We start from the raw sequence: 20,642 nt of genomic DNA on the forward strand, positions 1-20,642 counted from the left end.
CGTGCGTCCGCACGTCGCCCAGGCGACTCCCAACAGGACCTCCTCATGGCTTACAGCATTGATCTTTCAGGCCGAGTGGCCTTCGTTACCGGCGCGTCGAGCGGGCTCGGCGCGCAGTTCGCCAAGGCGCTGGCCCGCGCTGGCGCCGCGGTGGTGCTGGCCAGCCGCCACACGGACCGCCTCAAGGAACTGCGGGCACGCATCGAAGGCGAGGGCGGCGATGCCCACGTGGTGGAACTCGACGCGACCGACATGGGCAGCATCAAGGCCGCGGTGGCCCGGGCCGAGACCGAGGTCGGGCCCATCGACATCCTGGTCAACAACTCGGGCGTGAGCACCACCCAGCGGCTGGAAGAGGTGAAGCCGCAGGACTACGACTTCATCTTCGATGCCAACGTGAAGGGTGCCTTCTTCATCGCGCAGGAGGTCGGCAAGCGCATGCTGGCGCGCGCCCGGGGCGCGGCGCCCGGCACCTACATCGGCGGGCGCATCGTCAACATCGCCTCGGTGGGCGCGCTGAAGGTGATCCCCAAGATCGGCATCTACTGCATGAGCAAGGCCGCCGTGGTGCAGATGACCAAGGCGATGGCGCTCGAATGGGGGCGCTTCGGCATCAACGTCAACGCGCTGTGTCCCGGCTACATCACGACCGACAACAACGAGGACCACTGGGCCTCCGACGACGGCCAGAAACTGGTCGGGGGGCTGCCGCGCAAGCGCCTGGGCAAGCCCGAGGACCTGGACGGGCTCATCGTGTTGCTGGCCAGCGGCCAGAGCCACTTCGTCAATGGCGCCGTGATCGCGGCAGACGACGGATACGCGCTCTGAGCCGCGGCGCTGTCAGCGGCATCGCGGCGGGGCTGGCCGCGGGTGCGCTCTGGGGCCTGGTCTTCGTGGCTCCGCGGATGGTGGGTCATTTCGGCATGGTGGACATCACTTCGGCGCGCTTCATCGTCTTCGGGGCGGTGGCTGGGGTGGCCGTGTGGTGGCGGCCCCGCGGGCAGCGCTGGCCCGACACGCGGCAGGCCTCAACCGTGCTGGCCCTGAGCGGGCTGGGCTTCACCGGCTATTACTTGCTGCTGGCCTTCGCGATCGTCGGTGCTGGCACGGAGGTGCCCAGCCTGATCATCGGCACCATTCCTGTCTGGATGATGCTGCTGGGGCGGCCGCCGGGACTGCGTGTGCGGGCCCTGTTGCCCGGGCTGGCACTCACCGCGGCCGGGATTGCGCTGATGGTGGTCGCCGCCTGGCCGGAGGGCGGCATCGTCGACACGGGGCGTGCGCATTTCGCCTGGGGCCTGCTGCTCGCCGTGCTCGCGATGGCGAGCTGGACTGCCTTCGGCCTGCTGAACGCTGCCTGGCTGCGGCGCCATCCCGAGGTGCACGCGGCTGACTGGACCAACTGGCTCGGCATCGCCGCCGGCATCGGTGCCTTCCTGCTGTGGCTGGCTGCGGGCTCCGACGTGGCAAGCTTGCGCGCGCAGCCGGACGGCGGCTTGTTCGTGCTGCTGGCGCTCGCCGGCGGGCTGGGCTCCTCGTGGCTCGCAACCGTGCTCTGGAGCATTGCGAGCCAGCGGCTCTCGGCCAGCCTTTGCGGCCAGCTGATCGTGAGCGAAACGCTGTTCGCCTTGCTTTATTCCTTCCTGTGGGATGGCCGCTGGCCCCATGCGAGCGAGCTCGCGGCGGCGCTGCTGTTCGTCCTTGGCATCCTCGCATCCATCAAGGCACACCGATGAGAATAGAAATTCCTGAAAACAAGAAGCTGGTCTACGAAATGACGATCCCGATCCGGTGGGGCGACATGGACGCGATGGGCCACCTCAACAACACCACCTACTTCCGCTACCTGGAAACGGCGCGCATCGACTGGTTTCATTCGCTGGGCGCCGAGCCCTCGCCGGAGGGGCAGGGCGTGGTGATCGTCAACGCCTTCTGCAACTTCTACAAGCAGCTCGAGTACCCAGGCGATGTACTGGTGAAGATGTACGTGAGCGACCCCGGCCGCACCACCTTCGAAAGCTGGGCCACCATGGCCCGCGCCGATGCGCCCGGCGTCATCTGCGCGGCGGGCGGCGCGACCACCATCTGGGTGGACTTCCCGAAGCAGAAGGCGCTGCCGCTGCCGGACTGGCTGCGGGCGATCGTGAGCTGAGCGCGGAGGCTGAATCGGCGGAGGTCTTTGGCCTGCCGCGCATGGCTCTCAGCCCGCCTCCAGCACGATCCGCGCCTCGAACCCCGCCGCAGCCCCCGGCGGCGGTGAGTACAGCTCGAGCCGCGCGCCGTGCTTTTCGACAATGGTGTTGACGATCGAGAGCCCCAGCCCGTAGCCCGCGCGGTCGGAGCTGTGGCGCACGTGGCGATGCTGCAATGTGCGCAGTTGCGCGCTGTCCACGCCAGGGCCGAAGTCGCGCACCGCCAGGGTGCAGGGTGTCATCACCTCGACCTCGACGCGGCCGCGGCCGTAGCGCAAGGCGTTCTCGATCAGGTTGCGCAGCGCGATCGCCAGTGCGTCCACGTCGCCGAGTACCCGGGGCGCATCGGCGTCCGGCACCTTCAGCGTCAGGCGCTCGTTGGCGCGGGCGTCCTTCCAGAACTCCTGCGCGACGGTGCCCGCGAGCTGGACCAGGTCGACCTGTCCGCGTGCGAACGAGGCACCCGATTCGGCGCGAGAGAGCTGCAGCAGCTTCTCGGCCCGGTGGCCCAGTACTTCCAGCGCGTCGAGCGCGGCCTCGACGTCGTGGCGGCGCAGGTCGTGCTCCAGCGCAGTCTGCAATCGCAGCCGGGCGGCGGTGAGCGGCGAACGCAGCTCGTGCGCCGCGTTGGCCGCGAGCGCGCGCTCGACGTCGAGTGCGTGGGACAACCGCTGCAGCAGGCGGTTGACGTCGTCGCCGACCGAGCGCAACTCGCGCGGCAGGCCCGTGAGCCGGATCGGCCGGAGGTCCGCGCCGTTGCGCAGCGCGATCTCGCCGGCCAGCGCCTGCAGGGCGCGCAGCTCGCTGCGCGCCACGTTGCGCAGGACCAGCGCCAGCAGGGGCAGCACCGCGACCAGTGGAATGATCAGCCCGAGCAGGGTGCGGTTGAGCGCCGTGCGGCGCTCTTCGAGCGGGTCTGCGACCTGAAGGTAGAAACCTAGCGTGGGGTGGCGCGCGGTATAGATGCGCCAGGCCTCGCTGTCGGCGAAGCCCTGGGCCAGCGGCACGTCGAAGGCATTGGGCGGTGCCTCGGAAGAGCGCAGCAGCACGCGCTCGTGCAGGTCCACCATCTGGTACAGCACCGCATCGGTGGGATACAGCTGTGGCGGCGCGATCAGCGGCAGGGCGGCGCCGGGGCGCTCGGTGCGAAGCTTGTCGAACTCGTGCACCGCAGCGTCGAAGGTGCGGTGCGCGACTTCCGCCAGCTCGTTGTCGAAGTTGTGGTTGATCTCGCGGTCCACGTACCAGGCCGCGCCCAGCACGCACAGCAGCCAGACCCCACCCACCCAAACGATGAGCGTGCGCGTCAGCCGTCCGGCGAGCGAATCACGTGAACCGAGCTCGGCCTCTGCCTGCTGCTGCAGAAAGCCGAGATTCATTCGTCGTATTCCTCGGGCGAGGACGAGAGCCGGTAGCCCAGGCCGCGCAGCGTCTGGATGTGGCTGCGTCCGAGCTTGCGGCGCAGGCGGCTGATGAACACCTCCAGCGTGTTGCTGTCGGCCTCGTCACCGAAGCCGTACAGCGCATCGGCCAGGTTCTCGCGCGTGTGGATGCGCTCCGGCCGGGTGGCCATCACGCGCAGCAGCGCCCATTCCTTCTGCGTGAGCGTGACGGGCATCCCGTTCTTGCGCACAAGGTCGCGCGCGAGGTCGATCTCGAGCGTGCCCAGACGCAGCACCGGCGTGGCGGCGCTGCTGCGGCGGCGCTCGACGGCGCGCAGGCGCGCCAGCAGCTCGGCGGGGTCATAGGGCTTGATGAGGTAGTCGTCGGCGCCGGCGTCGAGGCCGCGGATGCGGTCGGTGACCTGGTCGCGGGCGGTGAGCACGATCACGATCGGGCGGTCGCGCAGCGCGCGCACGTCCGGCAGCAGCGACAGGCCTTCGCCATCGGCCAGGTGCAGGTCGAGCAGTACGGCCGCGTACTGCACCGCCGCCAGCGCTGCGCGTGCCTGCGCCAGGCCGGGCGCCACGTCGACCACGAAAGCCTTGGCCTCGAGATAGCTGCAGACCGCACTGGCCAGCGCGGCATCGTCCTCCACCAGCAATATGCGCACGTCCCGTCCTGCTCGTTCAAAGGTCCCAAGTCTAGGCGAGACGCTTCAGCCAACGTTCAGCACGCGGCCCTAGGCTCGCGCTTCCATGCTCCGTTCCATGCTCGCCAGGCCCGCTCTCGCCTGGACACTCCTGACCTTGCTCCTGCTCCTGGCCTGGGATGCCAGCGGCCTTGACCTCGTGCTGGCCGGCCTGGCCGGCACGCCGACCGGATTCCCGTGGCGCGAAAACGCGTTCCTCGTGCACGTGATGCACGAGGGCGCACGGTCGCTGAGCTGGCTGCTGCTCGCCGCACTCTTCGCGGCCATCCGCTGGCCGGTAGGCGTGCTGCGCCGCCTGCGGATGCGCGAGCGGGCGCAGCTCGCCTTCACCGTGCTGGCCGCCGTGCTGGTGGTGACGCTGGTCAAGCAGGCGAGCGCGACCAGCTGTCCCTGGGACCTCAAGGCCTTCGGCGGCATGGCCCACTATGTGTCGCACTGGGCCTGGGGCCTGCGCGACGGCGGGCCGGGTGGCTGCTTTCCGGCCGGCCATGCCTCCGCGGGCTTCGCCTTCGTGGCGGGCTGGTTCGTGCTGCGGCGCGTCTCGCCGTCCGCGGCGCGGGCATGGCTCGCCTGTGCGCTGGGAGCCGGGCTGCTGCTGGGCCTGGCGCAGCAGCAGCGCGGGGCCCACTACATGAGCCACACGCTGTGGACCGCCTGGCTCTGCTGGACCACCGCCTTTGCCGTGGACGCGCTGCTGGGCCTGGTGTATGTCCGGCGTGATGCGCCGCCGGGCGGCGCGCTCAAGCTGAACAAAAGCTGACTGAGCCATTCAGTGAGTTTTCAGTCCGGCTTACCAGACTCGACCGATGCCCTTGTCGACTGTCCGGTCTCCTGTCCTCGTTCCTGATCATTCCGTTGCCACGCCGCCAGCGCAAGTCACCGACATCGACGCCAGCGCGCCCCTCTGGGGGCGCATCGACGACTGGCTGGCGCAGCCCCGCTCGGCGCGCAGCGTCGTCGTCTGGCTGAGTTTCTATCTCTCACTGGCCGCCAACTGGCCGCTCTTCAAGGAGCTGGCGCGCATCGGCGGCGCGCCCAGCATCTACCTGCCGCAGGTCGCACTGATGGCACTGCTCACCCTCTGCGGTACCGTGGCCCTGCTGGCCTTGAGCGCCTGGTCGCGCTGGATGAAGCCCCTGTGGTTCGCCGTGGTGGTGGTCGCCGCGGTGGCGCAGCACTTCATGCTGAGCTATCACACGGTGATGGACCCAAGCATGCTGGCCAATGCAATGCAGACCGACCTCCACGAAGCAGGCGACCTCATGGGCTGGGGCCTGTTGCTGCATGTCGTGCTGGTGTCGGCCATACCTGCCTGGGCCCTGTGGCGCATGCGCGTGGTGCCCATGGGGCTGCTGTCGCAGGCGTGGCGCAACTTGCTGCTACTCGTCGCGGCCGTGGCGCTGGCAGCCGCCGGCGCGCTGGCGATGAACCGGCAGCTCGCGCCGCTGATGCGCAACAACGTGCATCTGCGCTACATGATCAATCCGCTGGCCAGCCTCTATTCGGCGTCGACGGTGGCGCTCAAGCCGCTGTTCAAGCACAGTCGCAAGCTGATCCCGATTTCCGGCGGCACCGCACTGGGCGCCAGCTATGCGGCACAGGCCCGCCCGCCGCTCTTCGTGCTGGTGGTCGGCGAGACCGCGCGGGCGGATCATTTCAGTCTCAACGGCTATGCGCGCGACACCACGCCGGCGCTCGCCGCGCGCAAGGTGCTGTCCTGGCGCGACGTCCATTCCTGCGGCACCAATACGCTCGCATCCGTGCCCTGCATGTTCTCGCCCTTGGGCAAGGCGGCCTTCGAGGCGCGCAAGGACGACTACGAAAACCTGATGGACGTGTTGCAGGCTTCCGGGCTCGCGGTGTTCTGGCTCGACAACCAGCCCGGCGGCTGCAAGGGCGTGTGCGACCGCGTTCCGCACGCCTCCGCCGTCGACCAACTCGCGCCAGACGCGAAGAGGGCGCTGTGCGACGGCGACGAATGCCTCGATGACGTCATGCTCCAGGGTCTGGATGAGCGGCTGGCCGCGCTGCCGGCCGATCGCCGCGCCAAGGGCGTTGTGCTGGTGATGCACCAGATGGGCAGCCATGGTCCGGCCTACTACAAGCGTTCCTCGACCGATGCCAAGCGCTTCCTGCCCGAATGCAAGACCAACGCGCTGGCCGAGTGCAGCCACGCCGAGCTGGTGAACGGCTTCGACAATTCGATCGCCTACACCGATCGCTTTCTCGGCAAGACCATCGATTGGCTGCAGGCGCAGTCGCGCAGCTACGACACGGCCTTGCTCTACCTGAGCGACCACGGCGAGTCGCTGGGCGAGTATGGATTGTTCCTGCACGGCGTGCCCTACAGCTTTGCGCCTGAAGTGCAAAAGCACATTCCGATGGTGATGTGGTTCGGGCCTCACATGCGTGAACGCGCGGGGCTGTCGAGCGCCTGCATGGAGGCGGGACTCGATGCGCCATTGACCCATGACAATCTCTACCACACGGTGCTCGGCGTAATGGACGTGAGGGCGGCGAGCTACAGGGTGGGTCTGGATGCATTGGCGTCCTGCCGCGGGACCGGTTGAGTTCTGCTCCGGACGAAGCAAGAGGCGCTAGCAACAGACGCTACTTCCTGGCCTTGGGCACGCGCCCCAGCAAATAGAACTCGTCGTTCGGTTGCATTCCGCTGAAGCTCGCCATCCGGTTCGAAAGCCCGAAAAAGGCGGTGATGGCAGCGATATCCCAGATGTCCTCGTCGCTGAAACCGTGCGCATGGAGCGGTGCGAAGTCGCTGTCGCCGATCTCGTGCGAACGCTCGCACACCTTCATCGCGAACTCAAGCATCGCAAATTGTCGCGGCGTGATGTCGGCCTTGCGCCAGTTGACTGCCACCTGGTCAGCCACCAGCGGCTTCTTCTCGTAGATGCGCAAGAGTGCACCGTGCGCAACCACGCAGTACAGGCAGCGGTTGGCGGCGCTGGTGGCGGTGACGATCATCTCGCGCTCGCCCTGCGTGAGCGATCCTTCCTCCTTCAGCATCAGCGCATCGTGGTAGGCGAAGAAGGCGCGCCATTCTGCCGGGCGGCGTGCGAGGGCGAGGAATACGTTGGGGACGAAGCCAGCCTTCTCCTGCACCTCGAGCACCCTGGCGCGGATGTCTTCGGGCAGGTCCTTGAGCTCGGCGAGCGGGTAGCGCGCAACGGTCATGACGGTTCCTTGGGCTTGCATCAGAACGGACATCATAGGGAGCTCGCTCGCGCCGATGCGGCCGACGTGACTTAAGTCACCCCACTTGTCACGACGTCATCGCGCTCGAGGCATGGGAGCACATTGTTTGGCTACAGTGCCCTTGAGAGAGCGCACGGCCTCACAACACAAAGGACAGTCGTGATGAAGTATCAGGGAGACGCGGCCGCGGCCGCCATGGGCCGCAACGAGCCCACGCAACATGCATGCGCGTCTGTCAGCGTCCGCCGGTGGCTGGCGCCGTTGGTCCTGCTGGCAGCAGGCGGATCGGCCCATTCGCTGGTGATCGGCGTGACGGAGGGCGTGACCTACCGGGCCGGCGACAGCGAGATCGAAGCCCGGTTCGCGCCGATTGCGGAGATGCTGAGCAAGACGCTCAAGCAGCCTGTGACCATCAAGGTGCTGAGCACCTACGGCAGCGCGCGCGAGGCCTTGAAGCAGCAACAGGTCGAGCTGGCCTTCGTGCACCCGGCGCACGTGGCCTTCGAGGCGACCAAGGGCGGGGGTTACAAGGGGCTCGCCTGGACCGCGGGCTTCACCGAGTACAAGGTGTCGTTCCTGTGCAAGGACATGCCGTCCATTTCCAGTTGGAAGGAGATCGCCGGCAAGACCCTGGTCATGCCGGATCCGGATTCGATCACGTCGGTGATCACGCGCGCGATGCTGCGCGAGCACGGCTTGCAGGAAGGTGCGGTCAAGCTCTCCAGCACGCGCTACCAGGACGCAGTGCCGTTCTATGTGCAGAACGGCTTCGCCGCCTACGGCGCCACTGCCTCCGCCGGTGTGGTGAAGGCCTGGCAGACGTCGGGTGGAAAGACCTGCGCCGAATCGCGGGGGGTGCCCATCAAGCAATGGCTGATGTCGAGCAAGCTCGATGCCACCACTGCCGCAACCGTGCGGGAGGCCTTGCTGCAGCTCGGGCAGTCGGAAGGCGGCAAGCGCGCGCTCGCCGCGTCGAGCTACTCGGGCTTCGTTGCGCCGTCGGTCGAGGTCGAGAAAACCTTGACGGCGTGGCTGGGCATCTAGGAACCTGGAGCGCCGATCACCGGTGCTGAGAAGTCATCCGGCGCGAGCACGGCCGACGCGCTTTCATCCTTGAGTGCGACGCCCGTCAGGCCGCGGCGCAATGCTTCTCGGACGAACCAGGCCAGCCGGAAGGCGGCAGCTTCGCAAGGCAGCCCCTCCGGGCGCACGTTGGAGATGCAGTTGCGCTCCGCATCATGCCGGCCGCGGCGCGGTGCATGGGTGATGTAGATGCCAAGGCTGTCGGGCGAACTGAGCCCGGGGCGCTCGCCGATCAGCATCGCGACCAGCCGGGCACCGACCGCTTCGCCGATCTCGTCCGCGAGCGCGACGCGCGCCTGTGTCGCGATCACCAGGGGGGCGAGCCGCAGCGAGGCGGGCAATTGCGACCGCAAGGCCGAGAGCAGCGGCAGCGCGTGGCGGGCCGCGGCCAGGGAAGACAAGCCATCGCCGATCACGATGGCGAGATCGATCCCCGGGCCCGACCGCGCGCGCAGGGCTGCTGCAGCCTCCGGCGCGAGTTGCCTGCCCAGGTCAGGGCGCCGCAGGTACGTCGTGCGATCCGGTGCTCGGCTGCAGGCCCGCAGCACCTCCCAGCCTTCTGCGCGCAATGCGGCTTCGAGCGCATCGGCGTCCAGCGCCGCGTGGATGGCGTCGCGTGCCATCGCATGTGCCCAGCCGAACCGCAGCACCTCGTCCGTCGGCATGCCGGCGCCGGCGCGGCCCAGCGCCAGGCGCGCGGGCGTGGCGCTGCGCCAATCGGTCCAGGGGCTGTGCGTGACGGGGTCTTTCATTTCAATGCCTCCAGCGAACGCATGTCCGCGAGCAGCCGGTTGGAGGAGGGCGGCTGCAGCTGGCCCGCCGCGTCGGTGATCTGCATCCGCTGCAGCCAGGCCTCGAACTCGGGCGCGCGCTTCAGTCCCATCGACTCGCGCAAGAAGAGCGCGTCGTGAAAAGACGTGCTCTGGTAGTTGAGCATCACGTCGTCCGCGCCCGGCACGCCCATGATGAAGTTGATGCCCGCGGTGCCCAGCAGCACCAGCAAGGTGTCCATGTCGTCCTGGTCGGCCTCGGCGTGGTTGGTAAAGCAGACATCGCAGCCCATCGGCAACCCCAGGAGCTTGCCGCAGAAATGGTCTTCCAGGCCCGCCCGGATGATCTGCTTGCCGTCGTACAGGTATTCGGGCCCGATGAAGCCGACCACGGTGTTGATCAGCAGCGGCTGGTAGCGGCGTGCCAGGGCATAGGCGCGCGCCTCGCAGGTCTGCTGGTCGACGCCGAAGTTGGCGTCGGCCGAGAGCGCGCTGCCCTGGCCCGTCTCGAAGTACATGAGGTTGCGGCCCACGGTGCCGCGCGCGAGCGACTGCGCCGCCGCATGGGCTTCATCCAGCAGCTCGGGCGTGATGCCGAAGGAGCGGTTGGTCTTCTCGGTGCCGCCGATGGACTGGAACACCAGGTCTACGGGCGCGCCGGACTCGACGAGCTTGATCGCATGGGTCACGTGAGTCAGGACGCAGCTCTGCGTCGGAATGTCGAAGCGCTGGATCACCTCATCGAGCATGCGCAGCAGGTCGCCCAGGTGCTGCAGGCTGTCGCTCACGGGGTTGATGCCGATCACCGCATCGCCGGCGCCCATCAGCAGCCCGTCGAGCAGGGAGGCGGCGATGCCGCGCAGGTCGTCGGTGGGATGGTTGGGCTGCAGCCGCACCGCGAGGTGGCCGGGCAGCCCGACGGTGTCGCGAAAGCGCGTGACCACGCAGCACTTGCGTGCCACGGCGATCAGGTCCTGGTTGCGCATGAGCTTGGACACCGCGGCCACCATCTCCGGCGTCAGGCCTGGGGCGAGCGCCGTTAGCGTCTGCGTATTCGCCTGTTCCGAGAGAAGCCAGTTGCGGAAGTCGCCGACGGTCAGGTGCGCCACCGGCGCAAAGGCCGCCGCATCGTGGCCGTCGATGATGAGGCGGGTGATGTTGTCGTCTTCGTACGGGATCAGCGCCTCGTTCAGGAACTGGGTCAGCGGCGTTTCGGCCAGCACGTGGCGCGCAGCCATGCGCTGCTGCGCGGTGGCGGCGCCGATGCCCGCCAGGTAGTCACCCGAGCGTGCCGGGCTGGCGAAGGCCATGACCTGCCGGAGGTCGTCGAACGCGAAGGCTTGCGAATGAAGGGTCGTCCGGTAGCGCATCGGGCATCTGCCGCGTGAAGAGTTCGTACCAGGGTAAATAATGGACTGTTTTCAACCAATCCGGGAGACCGTCGCGTGCATTCCTTTTTTCGACTGACCACCGCAGCCCTCGTATCCATGTGTGCGTTGCCCATTGCCCTGGCGCAGACCGCGCCCGTCACAACACCCAGCGGGTTGGTCTACCAATCGCTGAAGGAGGGCAGCGGCGCCTCGCCCGCAGCCACCGACGTGGTCAAGGTGCATTACCGGGGCACGTTCCCGGACAGCGGCAAGGAGTTCGACAGCTCCTACAAGCGCAACGAGCCGACGGAGTTTCCGCTCAACGGCGTGATCCCGTGCTGGACCGAGGGCGTGCAGAAGATGAAGGTTGGCGGCAAGGCCAAGCTGACCTGCCCGCCGGCGATCGCCTACGGGACCCGCGGCGCGGGCGGCGTCATCCCGCCCAATGCAACGCTCAACTTTGAAATCGAGCTTATCTCGATCGGCAAGCGCTGATCGTCCGGCCGGCCCGGGTGCGATCTGGGCCGAGCCGCCGCGAGCGAGCCGTAGAACGGCTTCGCCGAGAGTCCTCAGCCCGGCTGATACTGGTACAGCCAGGTCTCCGTCAGTGTCTGGTCGCCGTTCTTGAGGTAAAGCCGCATGTCCACGGGCTCGGTGCCCTCGGTGGTGAAGTCGAACTGCGCGCGCCAGTGCCCCGGCACGCCGTTGGGCACCGCCTCGGCAAAGATGTACGAGAACTTGCCGCGCGAGGCCGTGAGCACCAGCTCGGGCTTGACGCCGAAGGGAATGGCTTCGAGCGGCTTGCCGAGGAACTCGACCATGAACTTGCGCACCCCTGCAGGGCGCTGCGTGCCCGGCTCGCCCCCGCGGCCCATGCGGGTGGCAATGCAGCGCGCCAGCGGCGAAGGGAAGGGTTCCTGGTCGGTCCAGTGCAGCCGGTACTTGAGCTGGTAGCTCGCGCCCGCCTTGGCCGGCGCCTTGGGCACCCAGCAGGCCAGGATGTTGTCGTGGATCTCGTCGTCGGTCGGAATCTCGATCAGCTGCACCGAGCCCTCGCCCCAGTCGCCCAGGGGCTCGACCCAGAGGCTGGGCCGTTTCTCGTAGAGCACGCCGTCCTGGTAGTGATCGAAGTTGCGATCACGCTGCAGCAGCCCGAAACCGCGCGGGCGCGTGTCGCTGAAGGCCGAGGCGCGGGTCTGGGTGGGGTTGTTGAGCGGTCGCCAGATGCGCTCGCCGGCACCGTTCCAGATCGCGAGACCGTCGGAGTCGTGCACCTCGGGCCGCCAGTCGATGGCAGTCGGCTTGACGGTCTCGCCATACCAGAACATCGAAGTCAGCGGAACCAGTCCGAGCCGGCCGACGTCGCGGCGCAGGAACAGGCGCGTCTCGATGTCCATCAGCACTGCCTTGGTCCGCTGCATCACGAACTTGTAGGCACCCGTGATGCTCGGGCCTTCGAGCAGGGCATACACCGTCATGGTGTTGGCCTCGGGCGTGGCCGGCGGCTCGAAGTAGAAGCGGGTGAAGTTGGGAAACTCTTCGGGGCGGTCAGGCATGGCTGCGTCGAGTGCGATGCCCCGCGCCGACAGGCCGTACTGGTAGAGCTCGCCGATGGCCCGGAAGTAGGAGGCGCCGAGGAAAGCCACCCAGTCGTTGGTTTGCCAGGGCAGCTTCTTCTGGTCGCCCAGGCGGCTCTCCTGCAGCCGGAATCCCGCAAAGCCTGCGCCCTCGCGCAGTTGGCGCGCAGGGCTGTCGGCGGGCATCGTGAAATAGTCGCTGTCGTAGAGGATCTCGCGCGCAAAGCCGTCGCCGCTGGCGGCCTCGGTGACGTACATGTGGACCGGCGCCTGAAAGTAGCGGCCCAGGTGGAAGAAGGTCACCGGGAACTGGCCCGGCCCGTCGCGGAAGACAGCGAGCTCGGGGTTGTACTTGATCTTGCCGTGCGCGTCGTAGTCGATGCGCTGCAGCACTTCGGCCGGCAATGAGGTGTCGGCCACGTAGGGCTTCGCCGCGAGCGCCTTGGCGTCGGTAACAAGACGTTCGAAAGAAAAAGGACGGGGCTGGCTGAGCTTGATTTCCCCAGCCGCCAGGGCGTCTGCGGGGAAACCGAGGGCGGCGAGCGCCATGGAGGCGCCACCGGCGGTGAGGAGTGAACGGCGATCAATCATCGGCAAGGATGGTAACGAGGCCAGCCCCTGCGCTCCGTAGGCCGAGGGCGCAAGCCCGAAAGCGCGGGACTAACATCGAATTTGAAAGCAAGACCCGGAGTGCGCAGGCGAAGCCCGATCTCCAGAATCGGCGCATCGATCCAGAAATCCGAAAGGACTTGCAATGAACATGATGAGCAACCCCAATGAACTCCGTGCCCTCCAGATCGCGAGCGACCCGCGCTGGGCTGCGGTGCTCGCGCGCGATGCCGCGGCCGACGGACAGTTCTTCTATTCGGTGCGCAGCACCGGCGTGTACTGCCGGCCGTCCTGCGGGGCGCGCCAGCCGCGGCCCGAGAACGTTGCCTTCCACGCGACGGCTGCCGACGCCGAGCGCGCGGGATTCCGGCCCTGCAGGCGCTGCAAGCCGGACCAGCCGCCCCGTGCCGCGCAGCAGGCGGCCCAGGTGGCCGAGCTGTGCCGGTTCATCGAAAACGCCGACGAGACGCCGAAGCTCAGCGAACTGGCCGAGCGCGCCGGGCTCAGCACCTTTCACCTGCATCGCATCTTCAAGGAAGTCACGGGGCTCACGCCCAAAGCCTACGCCGCGGCGCATCGCGACCGGCGCGTGCGCGAAGCGCTGGGGCGCGGCGGGAGGGTGACGGACGCCATCTACGACGCCGGCTACAACTCCAACGGCCGCTTCTACGAGCGCTCCACTGAGGTGCTGGGAATGACGCCAACGCGCTTTCGCGACGGGGGCGCCAACACCGACATCCGCTTCGCCATCGGCCAGTGCACACTGGGCGCGATCCTGGTGGCGCAGAGCGCGCTTGGCGTCTGCGCCATCGCACTGGGCGACGATCCCGATGCGTTGGCGCGCGAGCTGCAAGACCGTTTCCCGCAGGCCCGGCTGATCGGCGGCGACCCGGGCTTCGAGCAACTGGTCGCGCGCGTGGTGGGCTTCGTCGAGGCGCCAGCCGTAGGGCTGGATCTGCCGCTGGACGTGCGTGGCACGGCCTTCCAGCAGCGAGTGTGGCAGGCGCTGCGCGAGATCCCGCCGGGCAGCACGAGGAGCTATGCACAAATTGCAGAGCGCATCGGCAGCCCGAAATCGGTGCGCGCGGTGGCGCAGGCCTGCGGCGCGAATGCGCTGGCGGTGGCGATCCCCTGCCATCGCGTGGTGCGCCGCAATGGCGCGCTTTCAGGCTATCGCTGGGGCGTGGAGCGCAAGAGCGCGCTGCTGAAGCGGGAGGCCGAGGCGGCATGATCGACTGGGAGCGCGTGGCGCTGGACCTCGATGCCGAGGGCAGCGCGCTGATCGAAGGCCTGCTGTCGCGCGAGGCGTGCGAGTCGCTCGCGGCCCTGTATCCGCTCGATTCGCTGTTCCGCAGCCGCGTGCTGATGGAACGCCACGGCTTCGGGCGCGGCGAGTACAAATACTTCGGCTATCCGCTGCCTGAGCAGCTGGCGACCCTGCGTGAAGCGATGTACCCGCAGCTCGCGCCGATCGCCAACCGCTGGAACCAGGCCATGGGCATCGAGGTGCGCTTTCCGCCGCAGCACGCGGAGTTCATCGCGCGCTGCCACGCGGCGGGACAGATGCGCCCGACGCCGCTGCTGCTGCAATACGGCGAGGGCGACTACAACTGTCTGCACCAGGACCTCTACGGCGAGCATGTGTTCCCGCTGCAGCTGGTGATCCTGCTGTCGGAGCCCGGCCGCGATTTCACCGGCGGCGAATTCGTCATGACCGAGCAGCGCCCGCGCATGCAGTCGCGGCCCATGGTGCTGCCGCTGCGGCAGGGCGACGCGGCGGTGATCGCAGTGCACCACCGGCCGGTGCAGGGCACGCGCGGCGTCTATCGCGTCAACCTGCGGCATGGCGTGAGCCGGGTGCGCTCGGGGCATCGGCACACGGCCGGCATCATCTTTCACGATGCAGCCTGACACCATGACGCCCGATCTCTTCGGCGACCTCGACGCGCCTCCGCTGCCCGCGACGCAGCCACTTGCGCCCGGCGCGGTGCTGCTGCGCGGCTTCGCGCGACCGGACGAAAGGGCGCTGTTGGCCGGGGTCGACGAGGTGCTGGCGCGGGCGCCGTTGCGTCACCTGATCACGCCCGGAGGCTTTCGCATGTCGGTGGCGATGAGCAACTGCGGCCGGCTGGGCTGGGTCTCCGACCGCAGCGGGTATCGCTACGACGCGAACGATCCCGACAGCGGCCGGCCCTGGCCCGCGATGCCTGCCGTCTTCCTGGAACTGGCCGGGGCCGCTGCGCGCCGGAGCGGCTTCGAGGGTTTCGCACCGGACGCCTGCCTGATCAATCGCTATGAGCCGGGCACGCGGCTCTCGCTGCACCAAGACCGCGACGAGGGCAACTACGATTGGCCGATCGTCTCGGTCTCGCTGGGCCTTCCGGCGGTGTTCCTGTTCGGTGGACCGAAGCGCTCCGACAAGGCGCAGCGTGTGCCGCTCGCGCACGGCGACGTGGTGGTGTGGGGCGGGCCTTCTCGGCTGCATTACCACGGTGTGCTGCCGGTGAAGGAGGGCGTGCATCCCTCGACGGGTGCCTGCCGCATCAACTTGACTTTTCGTCGAGCGAGTTGATCTGCTCACGGCATGGCGAGCATGAGCCCTCGGAGATGAATTGACTCGCGGTGCGCCCACAAGGGCAATCGAATGCGAGAAGCAAGCAGGTCAGGCGGGCGGCTGGATGTCGTACGAGATGCGACCCGCTGGCAAGTAGAACAGTGCGATCACGGCGCCGCCCTTGGCTTCGGGATAGTGATGGCTCCCCGGCGGCGGCGCGGTCCAGCCGCCGTAGCACCACCCGTTGGGACCGGCGAGCGCCGCCCCATCGTTGAGCGGCACCACCATGTTGAACTCGCCGTAGGGGTGCGCGTGATAGTCGCCGCGGAAGCTGCCCTCCGCGTTGCCCTGGTCGTTGCCGGTGCTGTCCATGTAGACGGCCGTGATGCTGAAGCCCAACGTTTCCGGCGTGGCCACGCTGATGCGGCTGCGGCGGTAGCGTTTCCCCTGGATCTCGACGTTGGCAGCCCAGCCGTCGCGCACGCCGGCCTTTACCAGCGCCGCGAGCCGCTCGTAGAGCGGGCTACCTGGGCCGTGCGTGGCGTTCAGCCATTGTTCCACCTCGCTGCCTGCGGTCATGTTCTTGATCTCATCGAGAAAAGGCAGGCTGGTCGCGATGAGTTCTTCCTGGTCGGTCATGGCGTGTTTTTCCTTTCGTTGTTACTCGTCGGCCTTGAAACCCGATGCCGCGACGATCGGCTTCCACCGCTCACGCTCGGCGGCCATGGCTTGCGTGTACTGGGCCGGTCCGACGTAGGCAGCTTCCAGGCCGATCTGTTCCAGTCCGCCGAGCAGCGCCTTGTCCCCCGCAGCGGTCCGGGTCGCGGCCGCCAGCGCGGCGATGACATCGTCCGGCGTGGCGGCCGGCGCGAACAGGCCGTAGCTTTCAACGCCCACGACAGGCGCGAAGCCTTGTTCGGCGAAAGTGGGAACGTCCTTGAGAAAACGGGAGCGCCGCTCGCTGCTCACCGCCAGCAGCCGCAACTTGCCGCTGCCCAGGTACTGCAGGAAGTCGCCGACGAAGCCGAAGTAGGCAGGCACCTGTCCGCCCAGCAAGTCCTGCAGGGCCGGTGCGGAGCCGCGATAGGGCACATGGGCCAACGGAACGCCCGCGGCCTCGGAGAAGCGGAAGCCGAGGAACTGGGCCAGCGATCCGGCGGCGGGCGAGGCGTAGCTCCGGCTGGCCTCGTTCGCCTTCAGCCACCGGACATAGCCGGCCAGCGTGCGCACGTCGGCGGGGACCGCCGTGCTGATCGCCAGCACGCAGGTGGAAGAAGCCAGCGCCGCAACCGGGCGAAGGTCGCGCACCGGGTCGTACGACAGGCGCGTATAGACATGCGGGTAGATCGTCATCGCGGACGTCTGGGTGCACAGCACGACACTGCCGTCCGCGCGCTCCCGTTTCATCTGGGCCGTGGCGATGCGGCCTGCGGCTCCGGGGCGGTTGTCGACCAAGTAGGCCCGGTTCTGGGCCCGCCATGCCTCGGCCAGCCGTCGCGCGGTCTGGTCCATGGTGCCACCGGGCGGATACCCGACGACGATTCGGCCTGGCCCGTCGGGCTGCGCCCAGGCCGGAATCGCGAGCAGGGAAGGGACCGGCACGAGGCTGGCTACATACTTGGCGAACTGTCGCCGTGAGAGTTCGGTCATCGCGGGCTCCATCCGTTTCGGTGAGGCTTGAACATTGCCAGCGCAGCGCCGACGCAGGAAGCGACGAATCTGCAACCGCCACATGCACGAGGTGCAACATGACCACGAGAGCGCCGGCCGCGCTGAACGCGAGACGCATCGACCTGAACCTGCTGCGCGTTTTCGACGCCGTACGAGGACCGCAACCTGCTGCGCGCGGGCAAGCGGCTGCATCTGAGCCAGTCGGCGATCAGCCACGCGCTCGCACGCCTGCGCGAGGCGCTGCAGGACGAGCTCTTCGTGCGGACCCCCAAGGGCATGGAGCCGACTGCGCGCGCGCTGGCCATGGCACCTGCCTTGCGCGAGGCCTTGCGCAGCATTCACGACACGCTCGGCGTTCAGCCTTTCGATCCCGCGAGCACTGCGCGCAGTTTTGTCATTGCGGCCAATGACTACGTGAGCTCGGTGCTGCTGACGCAGCTGACCGCCTGCATGGGCGAGGGGGCACCGGCGATCGATCTGGTGGTGCGTCCTTCGACGCGGCTCGATCTGGCGGAGCAGATCGACGTTGGCCGCATCGACATTGCGCTCGGCGTCTTCGCCGAAGTTCCGGGCCGATTCCAGAGCGCACGCCTGTGGCTGCAGGAAGACGTGCTCGTCTTCCGGCGTGGACATGCGCTCGCGCGGCGGAAACCGCGCATCGCCGATCTCGCGGCCTTCCCGCTGCTGACCGTGTCGCTGGGCGGTCAGGAGGAGGGCGCGGTCAGCGGCTTCATTGCGGAGCGCGGCCTGGCGCGCCAGTCGGAGATGTTCGATCGCGCAGCGCTGGAGGACGCACTGGCGTCGGCCGGCTTGCGCCCGCGCTACCGGATTACCGTGCCGCACTCGCTTGCGGTGCCCGATCTGCTCGCCGGCAGCGACATGGTGTCGATCGTTCCGGCGCCGCTGGCGCAGGCCTTTGTCGCGCGTCGCGAACTGCTGGCCAGGGCGCTGCCCTATGCGTCCCAGCACGCCACCATGCGCGCCGTCTGGCACCGGCGTCACGAGCACGATCCGGCGCATGTCTGGCTCAGGGAGCAGCTCGCCCGGCTCGCCCTGTCGTTTCATGCATGAGCATCTTTCGCAATGTTCAGTGGATGCCGGCGCGGCGCTCGTGCACCATGGTGCCATGACGAAATCTGATCCCGTGGTGGCCGAGAACGGCGACGTCGCCGGCATCGTGGATTCGGTGATCCGGTCGCGAAGAGCCGTGCGCGCCTTCAGGCAGACACCTGTTGGGCGCGCCGTGGTGGCGGACATCCTCAGCGTCGCGCGCTGCGCGCCGAGCAACTCCAACTCACAGCCCTGGAGGGTGCATGTGCTGGAGGGCGAGCCCAAGCGGCGCCTGAGCGAAGCGCTCATCGAGGCACACGAGCGCAACGAGCTGCCGCCGTCGGCGCATTTCCCCGCCGATCTGCCGGCGGAGTGCGCGGCGCGGCAGGCCGATTTCGGCGCCCGCTACTACGCCGCGCTGGGAATCGATCGCGCGGACCTGCCGGCACGCTATCGGCAGTCCGGGCGCAACCTTTGTTTCTTCGATGCGCCTGTGGGGCTGATCTTCACCATCGACAGCAGGCTGACCCGCCACAGCTGGGCCGACTACGGGATGTTTCTGCAGAACATCATGATCGCCGCGAGGGCGCGGGGGCTCGATACCTGCCCGCAGGTCTCCTTTGTGCGCTACGAGCCGGTCATCTCGCAGTTCCTCGGGCTGCCGGCCACGCAGGCGCTGGTGTGCGGAATGTCCCTTGGCTATGCGGACGTGGAGGCGGAGGTTAACGACCTCGGAATGCCCAGGGAAGCGGTCGACGACTTCACGGTGTTCTGGCGCTAGGGGGCCACTCAGGCCGCGAAGACGGCTCCCAGCGATCCGGCGTGGTCGCGACCAGGCTCTTGAGGTCGGTCCAGGGCCTGGCGCCCGGCACCGTGGAGGCGCCCGTCACCGCCGCCTGCGCGAAGGCAATCATGCGCTGCTGCAGGTAACGCTGGTCCTCCGGGTCCCAGGTCTCGATCGAATGCGGGCCGCGCGCCACCACGATCTCCTTGAGGCCACGGATGCGGTCGTAGGCAGCGATGGTGCCCTCCAGGCTCTCGGCGCGGTCCCACAGGCCCTTGCCGAAGAACGCGGCCGGCCAGTGCACCATGCCCGCGAGCGTGGCCGAGTTGGGATAGAAGGCGATGTGATGCTCGGCCGCCATGCCGCCGAGGAACAGGTTGCGGTCCTTCAGGTCGGGCGCGGCCGGCACGTAGCCCGCGCCGCTCGCGAAGGAGGCGAGCAGGATCGCGCCCTTGATGTTCGTGTAGCCCTTGGGCGGCGTGCAGGTCACGGCCGGCATGTCGTAGCTGCAGGACTCGACGAAGTTCTTCGTCATTGCCCAGGCGGCGGACATGGAGCCGCGGGAGTAGCCGCCGAGCAGGATCGGGATCTGCCTGGCCTTCATGCCGGCCAGTAGCCGGCCGCCTGCTGCGCTGCCTTCGATCAACTGGCCTGAGGGCGTGAGCATGCGCAGGCCCAGGCCGCTTTCCAACTGCTCGAGCACGCGGAACACGTCCTCGCCCTGTTCCAGCGTGTGGGTGTCGCTGAAGCCGCCGGATATGCCCTCGCCTCGGCGGTCATAGGCCAGCACGTCGAAGCCGGCGGCGTTCAGCGCCTGCAGGTTCTCGCGCCACCAGCGCTGGCCCATCGTCTCCGTGGTGGCGTTGGGGAAGGTGATGGCGATGGTCCGGCCGGTGGCGGCATCAATGCGGTAGGCGCGCTCGTCCGGGTGCTGGATGGCCGTCATCTGCCCGCCGCCGCCGTTGGCCATGATCGCCAGCGCGCGCAGGCGGCCGCCCCGGCCGTCGTCCACGCCCGCGCCTTCGATGTACCAGCCGCGAAGCTTGATGGGGTCCTGCATCTCCAGGGCGATTCGTTCGAAGGTGTCGCGCGGCGCGCTGAACTCGACGGTGTAGGTGCGCGGCTCGGCCTGCGCGATCGATTCGCGGTAGGGCGCCTTCGCGAAGAAGGCGGGACGCCGGATCTGGCGCAGGTCGACGTCGCCCTCGGGGTCGATCCGCCCGGATGGATCGACCACGCCCGTGGAGCGCGTGGCGCGCTCCTTGTTGGGCGGCAGCCAGCGCTGCATCTGGGCATCGATGCGCCGAAAGCAGGCGGCGTCGGCCTTGCAGGAATGCCAGCGCGCCTTGAGCCTGGCGTCGGTGAATTCATCGACGTAGTAGTCGCGGCCCTCGTAGTTCGGCGGTGGGCGGTTTGCGCTCGGGAGCAGGGGGACGCAGACGGTCTTGCCGTTCCCGCTCGGCAACAGGTAGCCCGGCAGCATCGCGTTGCGGTCGGTGCCCACGTGCGCCTGGCAGTCGGTGCGTGGCGGTTCGGCGCGGGACGACGCGCCATCGCTGCCGGGGAGGGCGCAGCCGGCCACGACGAGCAGCGCCAGTGCTGCGCTTCTTCGAAGCTGCTCCGCCGGCGGGCGGTGCATGGATCGGCAGCGGGCTGCGTGGAGCACGCCGGCATGAT

21 protein-coding genes and 1 pseudogene are annotated in these 20,642 nt (G+C 68.2%); 13 read left to right on the forward strand and 9 right to left on the reverse strand.

The genetic code is table 11. The features are described 5' to 3' along the window. Positions 1-45: 45 nt before the first annotated feature. The 3 genes from E5CHR_RS13940 to E5CHR_RS13950 all read left to right on the forward strand — a co-directional run bounded on the left by E5CHR_RS13940 (position 46) and on the right by E5CHR_RS13950 (position 2,152). Positions 46-828, forward strand: coding sequence for an SDR family oxidoreductase (locus E5CHR_RS13940; RefSeq protein ID WP_162580394.1), 783 nt, complete (start codon positions 46-48; stop codon positions 826-828). A 77-nt stretch (positions 829-905) separates the two neighbouring features. Next, positions 906-1,736, forward strand: a complete 831-nt coding sequence (locus E5CHR_RS13945) for a DMT family transporter (protein ID WP_443083074.1) — start codon at positions 906-908, stop codon at positions 1,734-1,736. Further along, a complete protein-coding gene (locus E5CHR_RS13950; protein ID WP_162580395.1) occupies positions 1,733-2,152 on the forward strand; it encodes an acyl-CoA thioesterase in 420 nt (139 codons plus the stop codon). The genes E5CHR_RS13945 and E5CHR_RS13950 overlap by 4 nt, the downstream gene beginning before the upstream one ends. Positions 2,153-2,200: 48 nt before the next feature. Here E5CHR_RS13950 and E5CHR_RS13955 read toward each other — a convergent pair whose 3' ends face one another. After that, positions 2,201-3,571: a sensor histidine kinase gene (locus E5CHR_RS13955; protein WP_162580396.1), complete on the reverse strand. Its 1,371-nt coding sequence runs from the start codon at positions 3,569-3,571 to the stop codon at positions 2,201-2,203. Further along, complete coding sequence (locus E5CHR_RS13960) at positions 3,568-4,245, reverse strand: response regulator (protein WP_162580397.1); 678 nt, start codon at positions 4,243-4,245, stop codon at positions 3,568-3,570. The genes E5CHR_RS13955 and E5CHR_RS13960 overlap by 4 nt, the downstream gene beginning before the upstream one ends. A gap of 85 nt (positions 4,246-4,330) precedes the next feature. On the opposite strand from E5CHR_RS13960, the gene E5CHR_RS13965 reads away from it, so the two are divergent. Both E5CHR_RS13965 and E5CHR_RS13970 read left to right on the forward strand, forming a co-directional pair. Then, a complete protein-coding gene (locus tag E5CHR_RS13965; protein WP_162580398.1) occupies positions 4,331-5,044 on the forward strand; it encodes a phosphatase PAP2 family protein in 714 nt (237 codons plus the stop codon). A gap of 46 nt (positions 5,045-5,090) precedes the next feature. After that, on the forward strand, positions 5,091-6,854 hold the full coding sequence (locus E5CHR_RS13970; protein WP_162580399.1) for a phosphoethanolamine transferase: 1,764 nt from the start codon (positions 5,091-5,093) through the stop codon (positions 6,852-6,854). Between the two features lie 40 nt (positions 6,855-6,894). Here E5CHR_RS13970 and E5CHR_RS13975 read toward each other — a convergent pair whose 3' ends face one another. Further along, positions 6,895-7,476, reverse strand: a complete 582-nt coding sequence (locus E5CHR_RS13975) for a peroxidase-related enzyme (RefSeq protein ID WP_162580400.1) — start codon at positions 7,474-7,476, stop codon at positions 6,895-6,897. A 183-nt stretch (positions 7,477-7,659) separates the two neighbouring features. On the opposite strand from E5CHR_RS13975, the gene E5CHR_RS13980 reads away from it, so the two are divergent. Next, positions 7,660-8,541: a phosphate/phosphite/phosphonate ABC transporter substrate-binding protein gene (locus E5CHR_RS13980; protein WP_162580401.1), complete on the forward strand. Its 882-nt coding sequence runs from the start codon at positions 7,660-7,662 to the stop codon at positions 8,539-8,541. Here the strand turns inward: E5CHR_RS13980 and eutC are convergent. Both eutC and E5CHR_RS13990 read right to left on the reverse strand, forming a co-directional pair. After that, a complete protein-coding gene (gene eutC, locus E5CHR_RS13985) occupies positions 8,538-9,332 on the reverse strand; it encodes an ethanolamine ammonia-lyase subunit EutC (RefSeq protein WP_162580402.1) in 795 nt (264 codons plus the stop codon). The genes E5CHR_RS13980 and eutC overlap by 4 nt on opposite strands. Continuing rightward, a complete protein-coding gene (locus tag E5CHR_RS13990; protein ID WP_162580403.1) occupies positions 9,329-10,720 on the reverse strand; it encodes an ethanolamine ammonia-lyase subunit EutB in 1,392 nt (463 codons plus the stop codon). Before E5CHR_RS13990 ends, eutC begins: the two co-directional genes overlap by 4 nt. A gap of 117 nt (positions 10,721-10,837) precedes the next feature. Here E5CHR_RS13990 and E5CHR_RS13995 point away from each other — a divergent pair, with 117 nt between their 5' ends. Further along, the gene (locus tag E5CHR_RS13995) at positions 10,838-11,215 is read left to right on the forward strand and encodes an FKBP-type peptidyl-prolyl cis-trans isomerase (protein WP_162583715.1); all 378 of its coding nucleotides are present in this window, start codon (positions 10,838-10,840) and stop codon (positions 11,213-11,215) included. A 74-nt stretch (positions 11,216-11,289) separates the two neighbouring features. Here E5CHR_RS13995 and E5CHR_RS14000 read toward each other — a convergent pair whose 3' ends face one another. After that, positions 11,290-12,888 (reverse strand): glucan biosynthesis protein, encoded by a 1,599-nt coding sequence (locus E5CHR_RS14000; protein ID WP_162580404.1) that lies wholly within the window; start codon positions 12,886-12,888, stop codon positions 11,290-11,292. A 169-nt stretch (positions 12,889-13,057) separates the two neighbouring features. On the opposite strand from E5CHR_RS14000, the gene ada reads away from it, so the two are divergent. The 3 genes from ada to alkB are packed head-to-tail and all read left to right on the forward strand — an operon-like array spanning position 13,058 to position 15,478. Beyond that, the gene (ada, locus tag E5CHR_RS14005) at positions 13,058-14,137 is read left to right on the forward strand and encodes a bifunctional DNA-binding transcriptional regulator/O6-methylguanine-DNA methyltransferase Ada (RefSeq protein WP_232062296.1); all 1,080 of its coding nucleotides are present in this window, start codon (positions 13,058-13,060) and stop codon (positions 14,135-14,137) included. Beyond that, the gene (locus E5CHR_RS14010) at positions 14,134-14,817 is read left to right on the forward strand and encodes a 2OG-Fe(II) oxygenase (RefSeq protein WP_162580405.1); all 684 of its coding nucleotides are present in this window, start codon (positions 14,134-14,136) and stop codon (positions 14,815-14,817) included. Before ada ends, E5CHR_RS14010 begins: the two co-directional genes overlap by 4 nt. 4 nt (positions 14,818-14,821) lie before the next feature. Continuing rightward, positions 14,822-15,478, forward strand: coding sequence for a DNA oxidative demethylase AlkB (alkB, locus tag E5CHR_RS14015; protein WP_162580406.1), 657 nt, complete (start codon positions 14,822-14,824; stop codon positions 15,476-15,478). Between the two features lie 90 nt (positions 15,479-15,568). Here alkB and E5CHR_RS14020 read toward each other — a convergent pair whose 3' ends face one another. Both E5CHR_RS14020 and E5CHR_RS14025 read right to left on the reverse strand, forming a co-directional pair. Beyond that, positions 15,569-16,099 (reverse strand): 4-hydroxylaminobenzoate lyase, encoded by a 531-nt coding sequence (locus E5CHR_RS14020; protein WP_162580407.1) that lies wholly within the window; start codon positions 16,097-16,099, stop codon positions 15,569-15,571. Positions 16,100-16,120: 21 nt separating this feature from the next. Next, positions 16,121-17,110 carry a tripartite tricarboxylate transporter substrate-binding protein gene (locus E5CHR_RS14025; RefSeq protein WP_162580408.1) on the reverse strand — a complete coding sequence of 330 codons (990 nt, stop codon included), beginning with the start codon at positions 17,108-17,110 and terminating at the stop codon, positions 16,121-16,123. Between the two features lie 213 nt (positions 17,111-17,323). On the opposite strand from E5CHR_RS14025, the pseudogene E5CHR_RS32080 reads away from it, so the two are divergent. From E5CHR_RS32080 to E5CHR_RS14035, 3 genes and pseudogenes are all read left to right on the forward strand, one after another. Then, positions 17,324-17,368, forward strand: a pseudogene (locus E5CHR_RS32080) (hypothetical protein); the annotation flags it as partial. A 21-nt stretch (positions 17,369-17,389) separates the two neighbouring features. Next, on the forward strand, positions 17,390-18,202 hold the full coding sequence (locus E5CHR_RS14030) for a LysR substrate-binding domain-containing protein (protein ID WP_332061244.1): 813 nt from the start codon (positions 17,390-17,392) through the stop codon (positions 18,200-18,202). 55 nt (positions 18,203-18,257) lie between these two features. After that, positions 18,258-18,962, forward strand: coding sequence for a nitroreductase (locus E5CHR_RS14035; protein ID WP_162580409.1), 705 nt, complete (start codon positions 18,258-18,260; stop codon positions 18,960-18,962). On the opposite strand, the gene E5CHR_RS14040 is transcribed toward E5CHR_RS14035, so the two are convergent. Beyond that, on the reverse strand, positions 18,943-20,604 hold the full coding sequence (locus E5CHR_RS14040; protein ID WP_162580410.1) for an alpha/beta fold hydrolase: 1,662 nt from the start codon (positions 20,602-20,604) through the stop codon (positions 18,943-18,945). The two genes, E5CHR_RS14035 and E5CHR_RS14040, sit on opposite strands and share 20 nt — an antisense overlap. Positions 20,605-20,642 lie beyond the last annotated feature (38 nt).

The sequence above is a fragment of the Variovorax sp. PBS-H4 genome, from assembly GCF_901827205.1.
Taxonomy (GTDB): Bacteria; Pseudomonadota; Gammaproteobacteria; order Burkholderiales; family Burkholderiaceae_C; genus Variovorax.